Source organism: Duganella sp. P38 (assembly GCF_050859475.1).
GTDB lineage: Bacteria > Pseudomonadota > Gammaproteobacteria > Burkholderiales > Burkholderiaceae_D > Rugamonas.
This window is the reverse complement of record NZ_CP193936.1, coordinates 990,019-1,008,193: the sequence shown is the minus strand read 5'-3', so window position 1 is coordinate 1,008,193 and position 18,175 is coordinate 990,019. Positions and strand designations below refer to the sequence as shown.

15 protein-coding genes and 1 pseudogene are annotated in these 18,175 nt (G+C 69.5%); 9 read left to right on the top strand and 7 right to left on the bottom strand.

Annotation, left to right across the window (positions count from 1 at the left end; genetic code table 11):
- Nucleotides 1-36 precede the first annotated feature (36 nt).
- The 4 genes and pseudogenes from ACRQ5J_RS04575 (at nt 37) to ACRQ5J_RS04560 (ending at nt 4,822) form a co-directional block, all read left to right on the top strand.
- A pseudogene (locus tag ACRQ5J_RS04575) lies at nt 37-1,568 on the top strand (tryptophan halogenase family protein).
- Nucleotides 1,569-1,589: 21 nt separating this feature from the next.
- Complete coding sequence (locus ACRQ5J_RS04570; RefSeq protein WP_432381386.1) at nt 1,590-2,291, top strand: SapC family protein; 702 nt, start codon at nt 1,590-1,592, stop codon at nt 2,289-2,291.
- Nucleotides 2,275-3,288 (top strand): cupin-like domain-containing protein, encoded by a 1,014-nt coding sequence (locus ACRQ5J_RS04565; protein WP_432381384.1) that lies wholly within the window; start codon nt 2,275-2,277, stop codon nt 3,286-3,288. The genes ACRQ5J_RS04570 and ACRQ5J_RS04565 overlap by 17 nt, the downstream gene beginning before the upstream one ends.
- Nucleotides 3,289-3,301: 13 nt before the next feature.
- Nucleotides 3,302-4,822, top strand: coding sequence for a tryptophan halogenase family protein (locus ACRQ5J_RS04560; RefSeq protein ID WP_432381383.1), 1,521 nt, complete (start codon nt 3,302-3,304; stop codon nt 4,820-4,822).
- Here the strand turns inward: ACRQ5J_RS04560 and ACRQ5J_RS04555 are convergent.
- The 3 genes from ACRQ5J_RS04555 to ACRQ5J_RS04545 form a co-directional block, all read right to left on the bottom strand.
- A complete protein-coding gene (locus ACRQ5J_RS04555; protein WP_432381381.1) occupies nt 4,819-5,481 on the bottom strand; it encodes a hypothetical protein in 663 nt (220 codons plus the stop codon). The genes ACRQ5J_RS04560 and ACRQ5J_RS04555 overlap by 4 nt on opposite strands.
- A 127-nt stretch (nt 5,482-5,608) precedes the next feature.
- Nucleotides 5,609-6,409 (bottom strand): MGMT family protein, encoded by an 801-nt coding sequence (locus ACRQ5J_RS04550; RefSeq protein WP_432381379.1) that lies wholly within the window; start codon nt 6,407-6,409, stop codon nt 5,609-5,611.
- A gap of 13 nt (nt 6,410-6,422) precedes the next feature.
- Complete coding sequence (locus ACRQ5J_RS04545; protein WP_432381377.1) at nt 6,423-6,944, bottom strand: superoxide dismutase family protein; 522 nt, start codon at nt 6,942-6,944, stop codon at nt 6,423-6,425.
- Nucleotides 6,945-7,098: 154 nt separating this feature from the next.
- Here ACRQ5J_RS04545 and ACRQ5J_RS04540 point away from each other — a divergent pair, with 154 nt between their 5' ends.
- From ACRQ5J_RS04540 to ACRQ5J_RS04520, 5 genes are all read left to right on the top strand, one after another.
- Nucleotides 7,099-7,368, top strand: coding sequence for a PsiF family protein (locus ACRQ5J_RS04540; RefSeq protein ID WP_432383585.1), 270 nt, complete (start codon nt 7,099-7,101; stop codon nt 7,366-7,368).
- A gap of 108 nt (nt 7,369-7,476) precedes the next feature.
- Nucleotides 7,477-10,197: a chemotaxis protein CheW gene (locus tag ACRQ5J_RS04535; protein ID WP_432381375.1), complete on the top strand. Its 2,721-nt coding sequence runs from the start codon at nt 7,477-7,479 to the stop codon at nt 10,195-10,197.
- Between the two features lie 114 nt (nt 10,198-10,311).
- The gene (locus tag ACRQ5J_RS04530) at nt 10,312-10,944 is read left to right on the top strand and encodes a GIN domain-containing protein (RefSeq protein ID WP_432381374.1); all 633 of its coding nucleotides are present in this window, start codon (nt 10,312-10,314) and stop codon (nt 10,942-10,944) included.
- 20 nt (nt 10,945-10,964) lie between these two features.
- A complete protein-coding gene (locus ACRQ5J_RS04525) occupies nt 10,965-13,241 on the top strand; it encodes a putative bifunctional diguanylate cyclase/phosphodiesterase (protein WP_432381372.1) in 2,277 nt (758 codons plus the stop codon).
- Nucleotides 13,242-13,245: 4 nt separating this feature from the next.
- A complete protein-coding gene (locus ACRQ5J_RS04520; protein ID WP_432381370.1) occupies nt 13,246-13,659 on the top strand; it encodes a nucleotide pyrophosphohydrolase in 414 nt (137 codons plus the stop codon).
- 56 nt (nt 13,660-13,715) lie between these two features.
- Here the strand turns inward: ACRQ5J_RS04520 and ACRQ5J_RS04515 are convergent, their stop codons facing one another.
- The 4 genes from ACRQ5J_RS04515 to ACRQ5J_RS04500 all read right to left on the bottom strand — a co-directional run bounded on the left by ACRQ5J_RS04515 (nt 13,716) and on the right by ACRQ5J_RS04500 (nt 18,169).
- Complete coding sequence (locus ACRQ5J_RS04515; RefSeq protein ID WP_432381368.1) at nt 13,716-14,024, bottom strand: HPF/RaiA family ribosome-associated protein; 309 nt, start codon at nt 14,022-14,024, stop codon at nt 13,716-13,718.
- Between the two features lie 122 nt (nt 14,025-14,146).
- Entirely contained in the window at nt 14,147-15,052 is a 906-nt protein-coding gene (locus tag ACRQ5J_RS04510; protein WP_432381366.1) for an alpha/beta hydrolase family protein, read from the bottom strand.
- A 111-nt stretch (nt 15,053-15,163) separates the two neighbouring features.
- A complete protein-coding gene (locus ACRQ5J_RS04505) occupies nt 15,164-17,614 on the bottom strand; it encodes a TonB-dependent receptor plug domain-containing protein (RefSeq protein ID WP_432381364.1) in 2,451 nt (816 codons plus the stop codon).
- Nucleotides 17,615-17,671: 57 nt separating this feature from the next.
- Nucleotides 17,672-18,169: a RidA family protein gene (locus ACRQ5J_RS04500; RefSeq protein ID WP_432381362.1), complete on the bottom strand. Its 498-nt coding sequence runs from the start codon at nt 18,167-18,169 to the stop codon at nt 17,672-17,674.
- Nucleotides 18,170-18,175: the final 6 nt, after the last annotated feature.

Here is an 18,175-nt window from a genome sequence, read left to right as displayed (position 1 = left end):
TCTGCAACTCATTACGTAATATAAAAAGAGGAGACTATGCTGCGACGCATCGTAATCGTCGGCGGCGGATCGGCGGGCTGGCTGACGGCCGGGGTGCTGGCGGCGGCGCCGCGGGCGCCCGGGCACGCGCTGCGGATCACCGTGATCGAATCACCGGACGTGGCGCCGATCGGCGTCGGCGAAGGCACCTGGCCGAGCATGCGCGATACGCTGCGCCACATCGGCGTGGGCGAGACGGATTTTTCCGCGCGTGCGACGCCGCGTTCAAGCAGGGCTCGCGCTTCAACCGCTGGGTCGACGGCAGCGACGCCGATGTGTATTTCCATCCCTTCATGCTGCCGCACGGCCACGGCGAGGTCGATGTGCCGCTGCAGTGGCAGGCGCGCCACGCGCAGGTGCCGTTCGCCGACCTGGTGTGCCCGCAGCCGCACCTGTGCGTGCACGGGCGCGCGCCCAAGCAGGCCGCCACGCCGGAATTCGCGGCGGTGGCCAACTATGGCTATCACCTCGACGCCGGCAAGTTCGGCGCGTTCCTGCGCACCCATTGCCTGGAAAAACTTGGCGTCCATTACATACCGGACCATGTGACGGCGGTTAACGCGCAGCCGGACGGCGATATCGCCTCCTTGCAGACGCTGCAGCACGGCGCGGTCGAAGGCGAGCTGTTCGTCGATTGCAGCGGCATGCAGTCGCTGCTGCTGGGGCGCCACTACGGCGTGCCGCTGGTCGAGCAGGGCCACGTGCTGTACAACGACGCCGCGCTGGCGGTGCAACTGCCGTATGCCAGCGCGGACGCGCCGATCGCCGCGCAGACCTCGTCCACCGCGCAGAGCGCCGGCTGGATCTGGGACATCGGCCTGCCGACGCGGCGCGGCGTCGGCCACGTCTACGCCAGCCGCTATATCAGCGACGACCAGGCCGAGGCCGAGCTGCGCGCGTATGTGGCGGCCACCAGCGGCCCGGCCGAGATGCCGGCGCCGCGCCAGCTGCGCTTCACGCCCGGCTACCGCGCGCGCTTCTGGCAGCGCAACTGCGTGGCGATCGGGCTGTCGGCCGGCTTCATCGAGCCGCTCGAGGCGTCGGCGCTGGCCATCGTCGAGATGTCGGCCGCCATGCTGAGCGACGAGATGCCGGCCACGCGCGCGGCGATGGACATCGTGGCGGCGCGCTTCAACGACGCCTTCCGCTACCGCTGGGAACGGGTGATCGATTTCCTCAAGCTGCACTATGTGCTGAGCCGGCGGCGCGACAGCGCCTACTGGCGCGACAACACGGCCGAGGTGCCGCCGCGGCTGGCCGGGCTGCTGACCCTGTGGCGCCACCGGGCGCCGTCGCGCGGCGACTTTTACCGGCTCGACGAGGTGTTCCCGCCGGCCAGCTACCAGTACATCCTGTACGGCATGGGCTTTCGCGGCGAATTCAGCGGCGCATCGACGCCGCAGCAGGCGGCCCGCGCCGACGCTTATTTCCAGCAAGCGGCGGCGCTGGCGCACAAGATGCTGGGCGCGCTGCCGGACAACCGCGCGCTGATCGACCATATCAAGCTGCATGGCTTGCAAAAAATTTAGAGAGAAGAGAGAGAGACATTCATGGCCAAGCCGGTTTTATTGAACAATGTGCAGCACCACGACATGCGCATCATCACCCGCCGCAGCGCGCAGCTGGGCGACAACGTGATGACGGCGGCGACCTTCCCGGCCGAGTTCCGCGACGTCCAGGCCTGCTATCCGATCGTGTTCCGCAAGACCACCGACGGCCTCGGCTTCGAGCCGGTGGCGCTGTTCGGCTTCGAGGAGGGGCATAATCTGTTCCTCCACGGCGAGCGCTGGGAGGCGCCGTACATCCCGATGATGGTCGAGCGCCAGCCGTTCATGATCGGCGTCAGCGACGACGGCCTGATGGTCAACGTCGACCTCGACCACCCGCGCGTCAACCACAGCGAGGGCGAGGCGGTGTTCAAGCCGCATGGCGGCCATACCGAGTACCTGGAGCGCGTCAATTCGCTGCTGTTCGCGATCCACCAGGGCATGCAGGCCTTGCCGGGCTTTCTGGCGGCGCTGCTGGAACACGAGCTGCTGGAGAGCTTCGCGCTCGATGTCGAGCTGAACGACGGTTCGCAGAACCGCCTGATCGGCTTCTACACCATCAACGAGGACCGTTTGCAGGCGCTCGACGGCGCGGCCGTCGCCAGGCTGCACCAGGCCGGCTATCTGCAGCCGATCTACCTGGTGCTGGCCTCGCTGTCGAACTTCCGCCTGCTGATCGATCGCAAGAATGCCAGCCTGGCCTGAACCGATGCGCGAGATCGCCGGCCTCGGGCCGGCCGATCTGGGCGAGGACATCCTGAACGCGGCCGCGCCGCTGGTGCTGCGCGGGCTGGCGGCGGACTGGCCGATGGTGCGGGCGGCGCTGGTGTCGGACCGCGCCGGCAGCGACTACCTGCGCCGGCACTACCAGGGGGCGACGGTCGGCGCCATGCTGGGCGGCGCCGACGCCGGCGGCCGCTTCTTCTACAACGCGCAGATGGACGGCTTCAATTTCCAGCCGGTGCGCGTCAGGCTCGACGGCGTGCTGGACGAGATCGAGGCCAAGCGCGAGATGGACCCGGCGCCGACCATCTATGTCGGCTCGACCACGGTGGACACCTGCCTGCCCGGCTTCCGCGCCCACAACGATCTGGACCTGCGCGGGCGCGACGCGCTGGCCAGCATCTGGATCGGCAACCGCACGCGCATCGCCGCGCACTACGATGTGCCGGACAATGTGGCGGTGGTGGCGGCCGGGCGGCGGCGCTTTACGCTGTTCCCGCCCGAGCAGCTGAAGAATCTGTACATCGGCCCGCTGGATTTCACCCCGGCCGGCCAGGCCATCAGCCTGGTCGACTTCGCCCGGCCCGATTTCGCGCGCTTCCCGCGCTTTGCCGAGGCGCTGCGCCACGCCCAGGTGGCCGAGCTGGGGCCGGGCGACGCCATCTTCATCCCCAGCATGTGGTGGCACCACATCGAGGCGCTGGCGCCGTTCAATGTACTGCTGAATTACTGGTGGCGGTCCGTCCCGGACTACATGGACACGCCGACCGGCACGCTGATGGCGGCCCTGCTGACCTTGCGCGAGCTGCCGCCGGCGCAGCGCCGGGCGTGGCAGGAGATGTTCCGCCATTACGTGTTCGAGGCCGACGCAGAAACGGCCGCCCACATCCCGCCGCATGCGCGCGGCGTGCTGTCGCCGCTGACGGCCGACGGCGCGCGCGCGCTGCGCGGGCATTTACTGAAAAAACTGAACCGCTAAGGAGACTAGCACCATGCGTGACCCGAACCATCGCCAACCCGTGCGCCGCGTCGTCATCGTCGGCGGCGGCACCGCCGGCTGGATGGCCGCCGCCGGCATTTCCAAAGTGCTCGGCAAGCTGCTCGACATCAAGCTGATCGAGTCGGAGGAGATCGGCACCGTCGGCGTCGGCGAGGCCACCATTCCGACGCTGCTCAATTTCCACAATGTGCTGGAGATCAACGAGCAGGAATTCATGGCCGAGACCCAGGCCACCTTCAAGCTCGGCATCAGCTTCGAGAGCTGGCGCAACGTCAAGCAAGACTATATCCATTCGTTCGGCACCACCGGCGTCGACCACTGGACCGCCGGCTTCCAGCACTTCTGGCACAAGGGCGTGCAGCGCGGCCTGGCCGGCGACTATGGCGACTATTGCCTGGAGCTCAAGGCGTCGCTGGAGAACCGCTTCGCGCACCTGCCGAACAACGGCATGAACTACGCCTACCATCTGGACGCCGGGCGCTACGCCAAATATCTGCGCCGCCTGAGCGAGCCGCGCGGCGTGCGCCGCATCGAGGGCAAGATCGTCAGCTACCACAAGCATGCCAACGGCGATGTGCGCGCGGTGGTGCTGGCGTCGGGCGAGGAGATCGAGGGCGACCTGTTCATCGATTGCTCGGGCTTCCGCGCGCTGCTGATCGGCGAGGCGATGGACGAGCCGCTGACCGACTGGTCGCAATGGCTGTTCTGCGACCGCGCGATCGCGGTGCAGACCGAGGCGGTGGCCGACGCGGTGCCGCTGACGCGCTCGATGGCACACCAGGCCGGCTGGCAGTGGCGCATTCCGTTGCAGCACCGGGTCGGCAACGGCATCGTGTTTTCCAGCCGCTACCTCGACGAGGAACAGGCCGAGCAACAGCTGATGGCCAATGTGCAGGGGCGCGCGCTGATTGCGCCGCGCGTGATCAAGTTCAAGCCGTGCCAGCGCCACCAGACGTGGAAGGGCAATGTGGTGGCGATCGGCCTGTCGAGCGGTTTCCTGGAGCCGATCGAGTCGACCAGCATCCACCTGATCCAGCGCAGCGTGATCCGGCTGATGCAGATGTTCCCGTCGGACGGCATCCAGCAGGCCGATATCGACGAGTACAACAACCAGTGCAACAGCGAGATCGAACATATCCGCGATTTCATCATCCTGCACTACCACGCCAACCACCGCACCGACTCGCAGTTCTGGATCGATGCGCGCGAGATGCGGATTCCGGCCTCGCTGCAGCACCGCATCGATTTGTTCCGCGAGACCGGACGCGTGTTCCGCGTGCCGAACGAGCTGTTCGCGGAGAATTCGTGGATCCAGGTGATGCTGGGCCAGGGCATCATGCCGAAGTCGCACCACTCGACGGCGGACCTGATGGGCGACGAGGAGTTGCGCGCCTTCCTCGGCAACATCAAGGGCCGCATCGACCGCACGGTGGTGCAGCTGCCGACGCACCAGGCCTATGTGCAGCGCTACTGCGGCCGCCCGGACGAGGGCGTCAAGCCGAAGGCGGCCTAGTCGAAGGCGACGTCTTCCAGCCGGAAACGGTACTGGCGGCGCTCCGGCAAATCCCAGCCGGGGCCGCGCGGCAGCGGGCGCGGCGGGCCGGGCTGGGCGCCGCGCGGGATCGTCGCGGCCGGGGCCGATGCGGCAGGCGGCGCCGGTGGCAGTTGCGCTTGCAGCGCGGCCAGCAAGGGGCCGAGGTCGGCCGGCGCGGCGGCGCTGTCGCGGCGCGCCGGCGGCGCCTGCCCGGCTTGTTGCGCCAGCTCCTGCCGCAGGCGGTGGGCGAGCTGGAACTGCTGGTCTTGCGGGCGCCTGACTGACAGGTCCAGCCAGGCGTTGCGCATGCTGCGCGCACACGATTGGGCAAATTCGTTGGGCGTGACCGGTTTTCCTTTGTGGATGATGTCATCGCCGACCACGCGGGCGTAGTTGTGCTCGCCGTAACTCCATGAGCGGATCTCGGTGCCGTCCGGCAGGAACAGCGTTTTCCACTGGTAGCCACGCGGATTGGCCGGATCGCAGTCGAACGGCAGTTGCGATTGTTCGCGCAGCCACAGCGCGATGGCGCTGTCGATGGCTGCGGTCACGTCCTGCGCGCCGCCGCGTACTTTTAGGTGGGAAATTAGCCGGAGCATGGCGTCGGCGTCTACCTGCACAGACACTGTGGATTTCATTCTATTTCTCCCTCTGCTTTTCTCTGTTAGACCCTGAAATCCACTGCAAAGTTCAATGCAGAGGATTTCAGAGGAAAGCAGAAGAAAGCAGAGCAAAAAATAGTGGCTTTTCCACAGGGGGCGTGTACTAGCAACCCTGCCACAGATAGCGGCGCAGGTTGACCTCGGCCGCAGCTGCGTGGTCGATCACGCCCTCGGCGCGCAGGCGGATGGCCTGCTCGGGAATAAACGGCAGCAGCGCGCCGCGCGCGTTGACGATGCGGTGCAGCGGCAAGCCCAGCCCGACGCTGCGCCTGATGTAGCCCGGCAGCGCACGCACGAAGCTGGCGTCGGCGCCGATCGCCAGCGCCACATCGGCATAGCGCACCACCGTGCCCGGCGGTACGGACGGCAGGAAGTCGAGAAACTTCTGGTAGGCAGACTCGGCCAGCGGAGCGTAGCGGCCGGGCAGCAGTTCGATGGGATCATTCAGCCGCAAGGCGCCGCCGGCCTCGATCACGCCCAGGATGCCGCGCCGGTGCAGCAGCCGCGCGAGACGCGGTTCGATGTGGGCGATGCGCCGGCAGGGTTCGCAGTACATGGTCAGCCGGATCTCGACACCGGCCGGGCCGAGCAGCGCGGTTCCGGGCCGGAACAGTTGCGGGTGGTCGCAGCGGATGACGATGTTCTCGCCCAGCGCGCCGGCAGCGATGCCGAGCGCGGCCAGCTCGCTGTCGAGCGTTACCAGCACCTGGCGCGGGCTCAGGCGATGGGCGTGGACATCGCCATCGATGCCGAGGCCGGCCCGGCACTGCAGCGCGTCGGCCGCAGCCAGCGCCACGCCGGCCACACCGTGCGCCGGCCTGACGTACAGCGCCTGGATGCGTGCGGGTGCGGGTGCGGGTGCGGGTGCGGGTGCGGGCGCGTCTGCTAGCCTGCTGATCTGCAAGCCTGGCGCCGGCTTACTTGCCGGCCACCACGACGCCGCACGCCAGCCGCTTGCCGGCGTTGCCGGTCGGCTGCGTGACGAAGTCGTCCGGGTCGGCGTGCACGATCATGCCGCGTCCGACGATGTTGTTGGGCGCGCCCTCGTCGAGCGAAATCTGGCTGACCGGCACGCTCAGGTTGAGCGACGCCTTGCCGCTGGCGTCGGCGGTGATGTTGCCGAAATCGCCGCCGTGGTGGGCGCCCTGCCCCGGGCCGCCGTGCTGCTGGCTGGACGGATTGAAATGGCCGCCGGCGCTGGTCGCGTCCGGCGCGCTGCAATCGCCCTTCTCGTGCAGGTGGAAGCCATGCACGCCCGGCGCCAGGCCGGCGATGTCGGCGCTGATGCGCAGCTGGCCGTCCTGCTGCGTAAAGCGCACCGTGCCCTTGGTGGTGCTGCCGACGGTCGGTTTCAGCTCGACCTCGGCGGTCGCGGCGGCGTGGGCAACGCCGGCGGCGGCCAGCGCCAGCAGGCTGGCGGTCAGACATTTGCGCATCATGTAAGCTCTCCTGAATAGTTGACTGGATGCCCATTGTTACACCGCTTGTGTCCTGCGTGCCACACGCTATACAAGTTTTTCGCATTTCGATATAGTCGTTCCGAGGCCAGCACTCCGCCACGCCCGCCCCTTGCGAGGAACTCCGATGAAAGCACTGTTCATAGCCAGCCTGATCCTGTCCATCGGCGGCGCCGCCACCGCCGCCGAACCGACCGCGCAGCAGAACAAGATGAAAACCTGCAATGCGGAGGCGGCCGGCAAGAAGGGCGACGAACGCAAGGCCTTCATGAAGGAATGCCTGAGCGCCAAGCCGGCCGCCAAGCCAAGCCAGCAGGACAAGATGAAACAATGTAACGCCGACGCCAGCGGCAAGCAGGGCGACGAGCGCAAGGCCTTCATGAAGGCATGCCTGAGCAATAAGTAAGCGCCGCAACAGGCGGCCAACCGCCCCGGGCGCGGCGGCCGCCGCCTGATATTTCCTTGGCACATTAATTGCTTTAAGACTACTCTTTTTGCAACCAGGCCAAGCGTAATGACCATTTACACCCAAGCCAACCCGGGCGTCTTCCTACCCCACATGCCCGACGTTGCCCGCTGCGAACTATCGCTGCGGGAATTGAACCAGATGTGGCGGCTGATCGAGTCGTCCGCCAAGATGAATTGCCCGGCCGAGGCGCGCCTGCTGCTGCCGGCGATGGTGGCCACGCGCACCGGCTTCGCGCACCTCGAACAGGCGCTGGTGGCCAACCTGGTGCAGGAAAAAGTGCGCCATGTGCTCGACGAGCTGGGCACGCAGGCGCGCTACGCGATCGACATCCTGGTGCGCAACCTGTACGAGCGCACCGCCGATGTCGGCTTCCTGGCCGCCGACCCCGACCTGTGCCGCTTTGTCGCCGGCCTCGCGCAAGACGGGAACGGGAACGCGGACGCGGACGCGGCGCGCCAGCGCCTGCTCGACTACCGCGCCAAATACACGGTGTACGACGAAATCCTGCTGCTCGACCGCGCCGGCCGGGTGCTGGCGCAGGCCGACCCGGCGCTGCCGGTGGCCCACAGCCGCGACCCGCTGCTGCAGCAGACGCTCGACACGCCGGGCTACCTGGAAACCTTCCGCGCCAGCGACCTGCGCCCCGGCGCCGCGCGCGCGCTGATCTATTCGCAGCGCATGTTGCACCCGGACAGCGGCGCGCCCATCGGCGTGCTGTGCCTGTGCTTCAATTTCGACGACGAGATGGCAGCCATCTTCGCCGCCTACCGCGACCCGTCGCAGCGCGCCAACATGCTGCTGCTGGACGCGCACGACCGCGTCATCAGCAGCGCCGACCCGCTGTGGATCCCGGCCGGCGTGCGCGTGCCCACCAACCCCGCCGGCCAGCCGCAGCCGCTGATGTTCGGCGGCCGCGAATACCTGGTGCGCACCTTCCGCGCCAGCGCCTACCAGGGCTACGCGGGGCCGGCCGGCTGGCAGACGCAGCTGATGATCCCGGTCGAGCTGGCCTTTCGCGCCGGCCACGGCGGCGGCGCGGCGCTGGCGGCGGTGGCGCCGCCGCTGATGCAGGGCCTGCTGTCGCACGCGCGGGCGTTCAGCCCGGCGCTGCACGAGCTGATGGGATCGGTCACGCGCACCACCCGCACCATCGAGCGCATCGTCTGGAACGGCAAGGTCACCAGCGCCGCCAGCGCCCAGCCGGGCGCCGACGGCAGCCACAGCGGCGGCGTGCACAAGCTCAACACCGTGCTCGACCAGATCACCGAGACCGGCCAGCGCAGCGACGCGCTGTTCTCGCACTCGATCCAGGACCTGTACCAGACGGTGCTGGCGTCCAGCCTCAGCGAGGCCGGCCTGACCGCGCAGCTGCTGGTCGACCTGCTCGACCGCAACCTCTACGAGCGCGCCAACGACTGCCGCTGGTGGGCGCAGTCGGCGCAGCTGCGGCGCGGCCTGGCGGCGCCGTCGGCCGCCGAGACGGCCGCCATCGGCGCCGTGCTGGACCACATCAACCGCCTGTACACGGTCTACGCGCGGCTGTTCGTCTACGACCGCGGCGGGCGCATCGTGGCCGCCACCGGCGCCGACGCCGCGGCCGTGGTCGGCCAGCAGCTCGACGGCGAGACGCTGGGCCGGGTCGGCGCGCTGCGCGGCACGCTGGCGCACTACCCGCAGCCGTTCGGCGCCTCGCCGTTTTACGGCGGCGCCGCCACCTACGTCTACCATGCCGCCATCCGCCACCCGCAGCAGGACACGGTGGTGGGCGGCATCGGCGTGGTGTTCGACGCCGGCCCCGAGCTGCGCAACATGCTGCACAGCGGCGTTGCCGGCCGCGCCCACCTGCGCGCCTACTTCGTCGCGCCGGACGGCCGCGTGCTGGCCAGCACCGACGCCGGCTGCGCGCCGGGCGACCTGCTGCAGCTCGACGGCGGCCTGCTGGCGGCGGCCGGCGCCGGCGGCAGCGCCACCCGCATCCTGCAGCACGACGGCCAGTACGTGATCGCCGCCTGCGCGCGCGCCGCCGGCTACCGCGAATTCCGCGCCGCCGACGGCGTCGAGCAGCCGGTGCTGGCGGTGCTGCTGCAAGCCTTCGGCCCGGTGCGCGCGGCGCTGCCGGCGCCGGCGGCGCGCATCGCGCGGCTGCGCGACAGCGGCCCCGACTTCGCGATCTTCTACGCCGGCGGCGCCCTGATGGCGCTGCGCGCGGCCCACGTGCAGGAAGCGCTGCCGTTCGCCCGCGTGCAGCGCACCGCCGGCAGCGGCGGCGCCGGCGGCGGCGGCGGCGTGGGCGGCAGCAGCGCGGGCAGCGGCAGCGGGGGCGGCGGCAGCGCGGGCGGCGGCAGCGTGAGCAACAGCAGCGTGGGCAGCGGCAACGGCCACGGCGCCGCCGACGCCGGCGCGCGCAGCGGCGCCGGCCAGGGCGGCGTCGCCCGCCAGGCGCGCATCGGCATGCTGGACGTGGCGCCGGCCGGCGGCCGCGCGCACTGCGTCTGGGTGTTCGACCTGGCGCTGCTGGCCGGCGGCCGCGCGGCCGCCATCAGCGAGCACAGCCAGGTGATGCTGGTGCGCCACGGCACCACCCTGCTCGGCCTGCTGGTCGACGACCTGCACTCGGTGCAGCAGTTCGACGCGGCCGACCTGAGCGCCGCACCGCTGGCCGGCGGCGCGGCGGCGCTGGCGCCGCGGCTGATCAAGGCCAACGACGGCCAGCTGCTGATCCAGGAGCTCGACCTCGAGCGGCTGCTGGCGCGCCTGAAAACGTAGCCATAGCGCAACATCGGCGCCGATTTGCGCAGTTTGTCGCAAAATGGTCGGCGGCGGCCGGCAAGTTCAGTAGAATCAGCTGATCGATTTGCAACAACCTGCCGAGGAGCCCCCATGCGCCGTACCGCTGTCGCCGTCCTGATCCCCGTCCTGTGCGCGCTGAGCGCGGCCGTCCAGGCGGCCGACGCCACCCGCGTGCTGCCGTCGTTCATCGCCATCAACGCCAAGGGCGCGTTCGCGCTGACGGTGACGGTGGGCAAGGCGCAGTCGGTGCTGGTCAGCGGCGAGCCGCAATTCGTCAGCAAGCTGCAGACCACGGTGGTCGACAACGAGCTGCAGATCGTGCTGCCGGACAACGCCTACAAGGGCACGCTGAAAGACCCGCGCATCACCATCACGCTGCCGGCGCTGAGCCGGGTCAAGGTCGAAGGCGCCGGCGAGACGCGGCTGCAGCAGATCAACAGCGCGCGCCTCGACATCAGCTACCTCGGCGCCGGCCGGCTGGCGGCCGACGGCAAGGTCCAGTACCTGCGCCTGAACGCCAAAGGCGTCGGCGAGGTCGACGCCAGCCAGCTGGTGGCCGAGCGGGTCGACGTCAACTTCGAGGGCGTCGGCAACGTCAGCGTGCACGCCACCAGCCTGCTCAACGCGGTGGCCAGGGGCATCGGCGGCCTGACCTATTATGGCCACCCGCAAACCGTCAACAAGTCGGTCAGCGGCATCGGCAACGTCAAGGCCGGCGACTAGCCGGGCGCGCGCGGGACCGCATGGCCGACCTCGACGACCTGGCGCACTGGCGCGCGCACATCTTCGCCCGGCTGCTGCTGGTGGTCTTCGTGCTGGGCCTGCTCACGGCCGTGCCCAGCGCGCTGCTGGCCGCCAGCGAGGGCCTGTGGCCGATCGCCGTGGTCGACCTGGTGGCGCTGGCCTGGATCGGCCTGATCTGGCGCTGGCGCGCGCTGTCCTACCGCGCGCGCGTGGCCCACTTCATCACGGTGGCCTACCTGGTCGGGGTGGCGCTGCTGCTGCAGGTCGGCCCGGTCAGCCAGATCTACCTGATGGCGGTGCCGGTGCTGGCGGCGCTGCTGTGGGGCCTGCGCCCGGCGCTGCTGATGCTGGTGCTGGCCGGGCTGACGGTGATGCTGCTCGGCTACCGCGACAACGCCAGCGTGCAGCTGGCCGGCCTGCCCGACTACGCCTTCCTGCGCGCGGCCATCGTCGCGGTCAACTTCATGTTCATGACGGCCGTGCTGACGCTGTCGTGCGCGGTGCTGCTGCAGCACCTGGAGCGCTCGTTCGCGCGGCTGTCGGCGCTCAACGCCGAGCTGCGCCTGACCTCGGCGGCGGTGGCGCGCCTGAACGACATGGTGCTGATCGCCGACGCCGCGCAGCGCATCATCTTCGTCAACCACGCCTTCGAGCGCCGCAGCGGCTACCCGCGCGCGGCGGTGCTGGGCCAGCCGCTGCGGCTGCTGCGCGGCGCCGACACCGAGCCGGCCGCGCTGGCGCGCATCGCCGCGGCGGTGGCAGCGCGCCAGGCGGTGCGCGCCGAGCTGCTCAACTACGCGCGCGACGGCACACCGTACTGGGTCGAGCTGGAGCTGGTGCCGCTGGCCGACGCCGCCGGCGCCGTCACGCACTGGGTGGCGGTCGAGCGCGACATCAGCGAGCGCCGCCGGGCGCAGGACGAGATCCACCGGCTGGCGTTCTACGACGTGCTGACCGGGCTGCCGAACCGGCGCCTGCTGATGGACCGCCTCGCCACGCTGCTGGCCAGCTCGGTGCGCGGCGGCACCCACAGCGCCGTCATGTTCGTCGACCTCGACCGCTTCAAGACCATCAACGACGCGCGCGGCCACGCCATCGGCGACGCCCTGCTGTGCGGCGCGGCCGCGCGCCTGCAAGCGCTGATGCGCCAGGCCGACACGGTGGCGCGCATCGGCGGCGACGAGTTTGTCGTGCTGCTGGGCCACCTGGCGCCCGGCCTCGACAGCGCCAGCCACGCGGCGCTGACGGTGGCAGAAAAGATCCGCGCCGCGCTGGCCGAGGAGATGCTGCTGGACGGCCAGGCCTACCGCTGCACGGCCAGCATCGGCGTCACCATGCTGCCGCGCGCCGGCGCGCCGGCGCACAGCGCGCACGACCTGCTGCGCGAGGCCGACACCGCCATGTACCGGGCCAAGTCGCACGGGCGCAACGGCATCGCCTTCTACGAGGACGCCATGCAGGCGGCGCTGGAGCGGCGCCTGACGCTCGAGCGCGACCTGGCGGCCGCGCTGGCGGCCGGCGCGCTGCAGTTGCACGTGCAGGCCCAGGTCGACGGCGGCGGCCGCGCGGTCGGCGGCGAACTGCTGCTGCGCTGGCCGCAGGCCGACGGCAGCCAGGTGGCGCCGTCGGTGTTCATCCCGCTGGCCGAGGAATCAGGGCTGATCGTCGCGCTGGGCGCGTGGGCGCTGCGCCAGGCCTGCGCGGCCGTGCTGCAGTTGCAGGCGGCCGGGCTGGCGCTGCCGCTGTCGGTCAATGTCAGCCCGCGCCAATTCCGCCAGCCCGACTTCGTCGACCAGGTGCGCCAGGCGCTGGCCGACAGCGGCGCGCCGGCGCAGCTGCTGGTGCTGGAAGTGACCGAGGGCCTGCTGATCGACCGGCTCGACGACACCATCGCCCGCATGCACCAGCTGGCCGCGCTCGGGCTGCGCTTCTCGATCGACGACTTCGGCACCGGCTACGCCAGCCTGGCCTACCTGAAAAAAATGCCGCTCTACGAGCTCAAGATCGACCGCAGCTTCATCGTCGACGCGCCGGACGACGCCAGCAGCGGCGCGCTGGTGCAATCGATGCTGGCGATGGCCGCCCGGCTCGGGCTGCGGGTGGTGGCCGAGGGGGTGGAGACGCAGGCGCAGGCCGACTTCCTGATCGGCCACGGCTGCCCGTGCCTGCAAGGCTATCTGTACGCGCGGCCGCAGCCGCTGGCGGCGCTGATGGCGCAGCTGAAGGCCGGCGGCGGCGTGCTGCCGGCCGGCGGCGCGGCGGCCGTGCTACCATAGCCGCATGACCCGTCCCGACCTGCCCGACCTGCCCGATCTGCCCGATCAGCCCAATCTGCCCGATCAGCCCAACCGGCCCGACCGGCCCGGCCTGAGCGACCTGCACGACCTGCGCGCGCGCACGCGCCGGTTCGCCCGGGAGCGCGACTGGGCGCCGTTCCACACGCCGAAAAACCTGGCCATGGCGCTGTCGGTCGAAGTGGCCGAAGTGGTCGAGCACTTCCAGTGGCTGCCGAGCGACGCCGCGCTGGACGAGGCCGGCCGCGCGGCGGTGCGCCACGAGCTGGCCGACGTGCTGCTCTACCTGGTGCAGCTGGCCGACCGGCTTGACGTCGACCTGCATGCGGCGGCGCTCGACAAAATGGCGCTCAACGCCGTCAAGTACCCGGCCGGTCGCTGTCCGCCGCTGGCGCGCTGAGCGCCGGCACGTCACCGGCCTGATCGGCCGGCTCTGCGGCCGGCGCCGCGAATTTCTCATGGGTGAAACGCACGGCGCCGGGCCAGCTGGCGCGCCAGCGCGCGGTCGGCGCGGTCGGCAGCGCGGTCGATCGCCACGTACAGGTCCTCCTCCGTATTCTCGATCACCACGGTCTTGCCGTGATCGAGGCTGATCTGGATCTTGCAGCGCTTATCGCGGCCGCCGCGTGGGCCGTTGATATCGGACAGCCAGACCGCCAGCCGGCGCGTCAGCGCCCAGCCGACCGAGGTCCGCAGGCGGCGCCGCACGTAGGCGCGCAGGCCGTCGGTCAGAACCAGACCATGGGATTGAATCGCGATATGCATGACCAGCCTCCTGTTGTGGTGTATGACAACTACAAGATAGGGCCGGCCGGCGCGCAAACAATTCGAAAATCCCTGACTGACAGCTCGGATAAATCGATGTATGGACAGAAGCGCAAGCGCGGTCAGCGCGCGGGCAGGCCGAGCGCCTTGCGCACCTGCGCCTCGACGAGCGGCCACGACGGCGAGGTCGCCGCCACCTCGTCGTAATGGCCGCCGCCGGGCAGCAGCAGCACCTCGGCGCTGTCGCCGGCGGCGCGCGCGCGGCGCGCGTAATCGTGGCCGACGCGCGGCGGCGACACCGCATCATGCTCGCCATGAATCAGCACCGTATGCACGCCGGAAGGCAGCAGCTCGGCCGGCGAGGTATCACTGAAAATATCGGGCCGGGCGGCGCTGGCCACGCCGGCCAGCTGCGCCATATCGCGCTCGCAGCTGGACTTGATCAGCGCCTGCTCATGGCGCAGATCGGCCAGCCCGCCGAGGCTGATCACCACCGGCACCGGCAGCGGATCGGCCGCAAACAAAGGGCTGCTGCGCGGCAGGCGCGCGCGCGCGGCGGCCCACTGCGCCAGATGGCCGCCGGCCGAATGCCCGAGCAGCACCACGCGCGCCAGGTCCAGCCGGTGCTCGCCGGCCAGCGCGCGCAGGCGGTCGAGCGCGCTGGCGACATCGTGATACATGCCCGGATAGCCGCCGCCGTCCTCATCGTAGCGGCGATACTCGACGTTCCACACCGCCACGCCCTGCGCGGCCAGCGCGCCGGCCAGGTTGCGCATCTGCGTGATGCCGCCGAACTCGCTGGTCCAGCAGCCGCCGTGAATCACCACCGCCAGCGGGAACGGCCCGGCGCCGGCCGGCACGAACAGCTCGGCGAACTGCGACGGCGCCGCGCCGTAGGCCACATGGCGCGTCGGCGCCGGCCCGCTCAGCGCCAGATAATCCTGCAACGTCAGCGGCGCCGCCGCCGTCCCGCCCACCGCGCCGGCGGCGGCGGCCGCCAGCAAAGTCCCGCGCATTTTTCCCAGCATGCCATCCGCTCCCAAGTCGATTCCGCATGCTACACCAGGCGCGGCTGGCGCACGGCGGCCGCGCAAAAAAACCGTCCCCGCGGGGACGGCCACAAGCACTAAGCACCCCGCTTAGAATTTGTAGTTGGCGCGCGCATAGTAATAGCCGCCATTGATGCCGAACGGCGAAAACGTCGGCAGCACATGCACGGCCGCGTTATCGCCGGCCGCGCGCTGGTCGGCCAGCAGCGCCGGATTGACGCCGTTCGGATACACATTGAACAGATTATTGGCGCCGACCGCCAGCGACCACGCGCTGTTGATGCGGTAGCCGAGCTCCAGATCGGTGATGGCCTTGGGCTTGATCTCGGTCAGGTGGTACACCGAGCCGTCCTCGCTGCCCCACTCCGACGCCTTGCCGTAGATCGCCTCGCGCAGGTTGACGGTCCAGTTGCCGACCTTCCACAGCGCGCCGAGGTTGACGCGCATTTTCGGCGAGGCCGTCTCCAGGTCGGAGATCGCCGTCCGGTCGAGCAGCGTCTGCGGCAGCAGCTGGGCCGGCGCCTGGTTGATCTTGGTCACCTGCACCTTGTTATAGTTGGCGGCCACCGACCAATCGACCCTGCCGTAGGCGCCGTAGTTGGAGTTGATCGTGGTCACGAACTCCAGCCCGCGGCTGCGCGTATTGACCGCATTCGAAAAGATATTGATGCCGGTCTGGCTGACCGTGCTGTCGAGCACATTGCCGTTGGCGCGGATGGCCGCGATCACCGCCGGCGAATTGGTGCCGCCGCCCGAGCCGTACAGCGCGCCGGAACCGACGATGCGGTCGCGGATCTTGATCTGGTACAGGTCCAGCGTCATCTGCACATTGGCGGCCGGGTTCAGCACCATGCCCAGGCTCAGGTTGTTGGAGCGCTCCGGCTTCAAGCCATCGACGCCGACCAGCCGCGCGCCGGCCGAATTCGGCGCCAGCTGCACGAAGGCCGAGGTCGGGCCGACGTTGGTGGCGGAATAATAGGACTCGGCCAGCGTCGGCGCGCGGAAGCCGTTCGACACCGTGCCGCGCAGCGCGAACGCCGGCGAGAAATCATAGCGGCTGGTGAGCTTGCCGACCTTGGCGTTGCCGAAATCGCTGAAATGCTCATAGCGGCCGGCCAGGTCCACCGTCAGATCGCGCACCGGGTTGCCGGCGAAATCGAGATAGGCGGCGCGGTTGGTGCGCCGGTGGCTGCCGGCGTCGGTCAGCGAAAAGCCCGGATACGACTGCGAGCCCTCCTTGTAGCGCGAGGCGGCGTCGCCGGCGCCGATCTCGTACTTGTCGATGCGGTGCTCGACGCCGGCGGCGATGTTCAGCGGCCGGGCCCAGCCGATATCGACCTCCCGCGCCGCCTCCAGCGTCGTGGTCAGCTGGCTGGCGATGAAGGTGCCGGCATGGAACACCGTCGGCGTATAGCCGGTATCGTTGAACAGCGAGACGTTGCCGGAATCCTCGACGCCGATGCGCGACTTGTCGCGGCCATAGGTCGAACTCAGGTCGACGTGCCAGCCGGCCAGCTGATGCTTGACGCCGACCGTCAGCGCCAGATCCTCCTCGCGCATGGTCTCCTTGGGCGAAAAGCCGGTCGGGTACAGCAGCGGCAGGCGGCTCGGCAGGCGGTAATTCTCGAACGCGCGCGCCTCCTTGCGGCCGGCGGTGGCGATCGCATACAGCTGGCCGTCGGGCGCAAAATCCCAGCCGAAGTTGGCCGCCATCACATTCAGGTGGTACTGGGCGTCGCCGGCGATATGGTTGACATGCGGGTAGCCGGGCTCGCGGAACATGCCCGGCCACGCCGCCATATTGGCCGGATTGACCACGCGCGGGTCGATGCCGCCGCGGTCGCTGTAGCCGTGGTACTTGGACTCCGCCGTCAGGCTCAGGTAGGCGTCGGCGAACGGTTCCAGGCCGAGGTTGGCCGAGCCGTCCAGCGTGCGGCCGCCGCCGTCGACATAGCCGCCGCCGTTGACGCTGGCGCTGCCGCCATGGTTGTTGGTCTTGAGGATGATGTTGACCACGCCGGCGATCGCGTCCGAGCCGTACTGCGCGGCCGCGCCGTCCTGCAGCACCTCGATATGGTCGATGGCCGCCACCGGAATGAAGTTCAGGTCGGCCGCGGCGCCGCCCTGGTACGGCCCGCCCAGCACCGCCAGGTTGGAGGTGCCGTGGCGGCGCTTGCCGTTGATCAGCACCAGCGTGTTGTTCGGGCTCAGGCCGCGCAGCCGCGCCGACAAGGTCAGGTTGGCGGTGTCGCCGCCAAACGCCTGGGCGTTGAACGACGGCAGGTTCTGCGCCAGCGCCTGGATCAGGTCCGGCTGGCCGGTGCGCTGCAGTGAGGCCGCGTCGAGCACCTGGATCGGCGAGGCGCTGTTCTCGACTTTCAGCCCGCTGGTGCGCGTGCCCGTCACGATCACCGCTCCCGCGTTGGGCGTGACGGCGGCGTCGGCAAGCGCCGCCGGTTCGACCTCGTCCGCCCAGGCGCCCAGCGCCAGCGTGGACAGCACGGCGGCAACGCCGATCTTGAGTGTGGCCTTCTTATGCATATTGTTAATCCCCATTTTGAAATGAAAACACCAAGTAAGACCGCAACAACCACCAACTTATTTTTTCGCCGCCACCACCTCGATCTCGACCAGCCAGCCCGGGTTGCTCAGCGCCGCCACCTGCACCACCGCGCGCGCCGGCAGCTGGGGCTGGCCGGCGCCGGCGCCGAAGTACTGCGTGTACGCCTCCATGAAGCCCTTGGTATCGGCCTTGTTGCCCTTGGCCGGATCGCCGACCAGGAACACCTGCATCTTGACCACGTCCGCCATCTCCAGCTGCATGCCGCGCAGGATGTCCTGGATTTTCTTCAGCACCGTCTCCGACTGGGTTTTGGTATCGCCGAAGGCCTCCGGCGTATCGCCGGGCGCCTGCGGGTTGACCACGGCCGGCACCTGGCCGCTGATGAAATGGAGGGTGGCGCTGGCCGGCACCGTCACTGCCAGCGCGATCGGAAAATCGGAATTCGGGATCTTGTGGCGCACGATCTCGCCCTTGGGCGCGGCGACGGCGCCGAAGGCGGACGACATCAACAGGGCTGCAACGATTTTTTTCATGTTTGC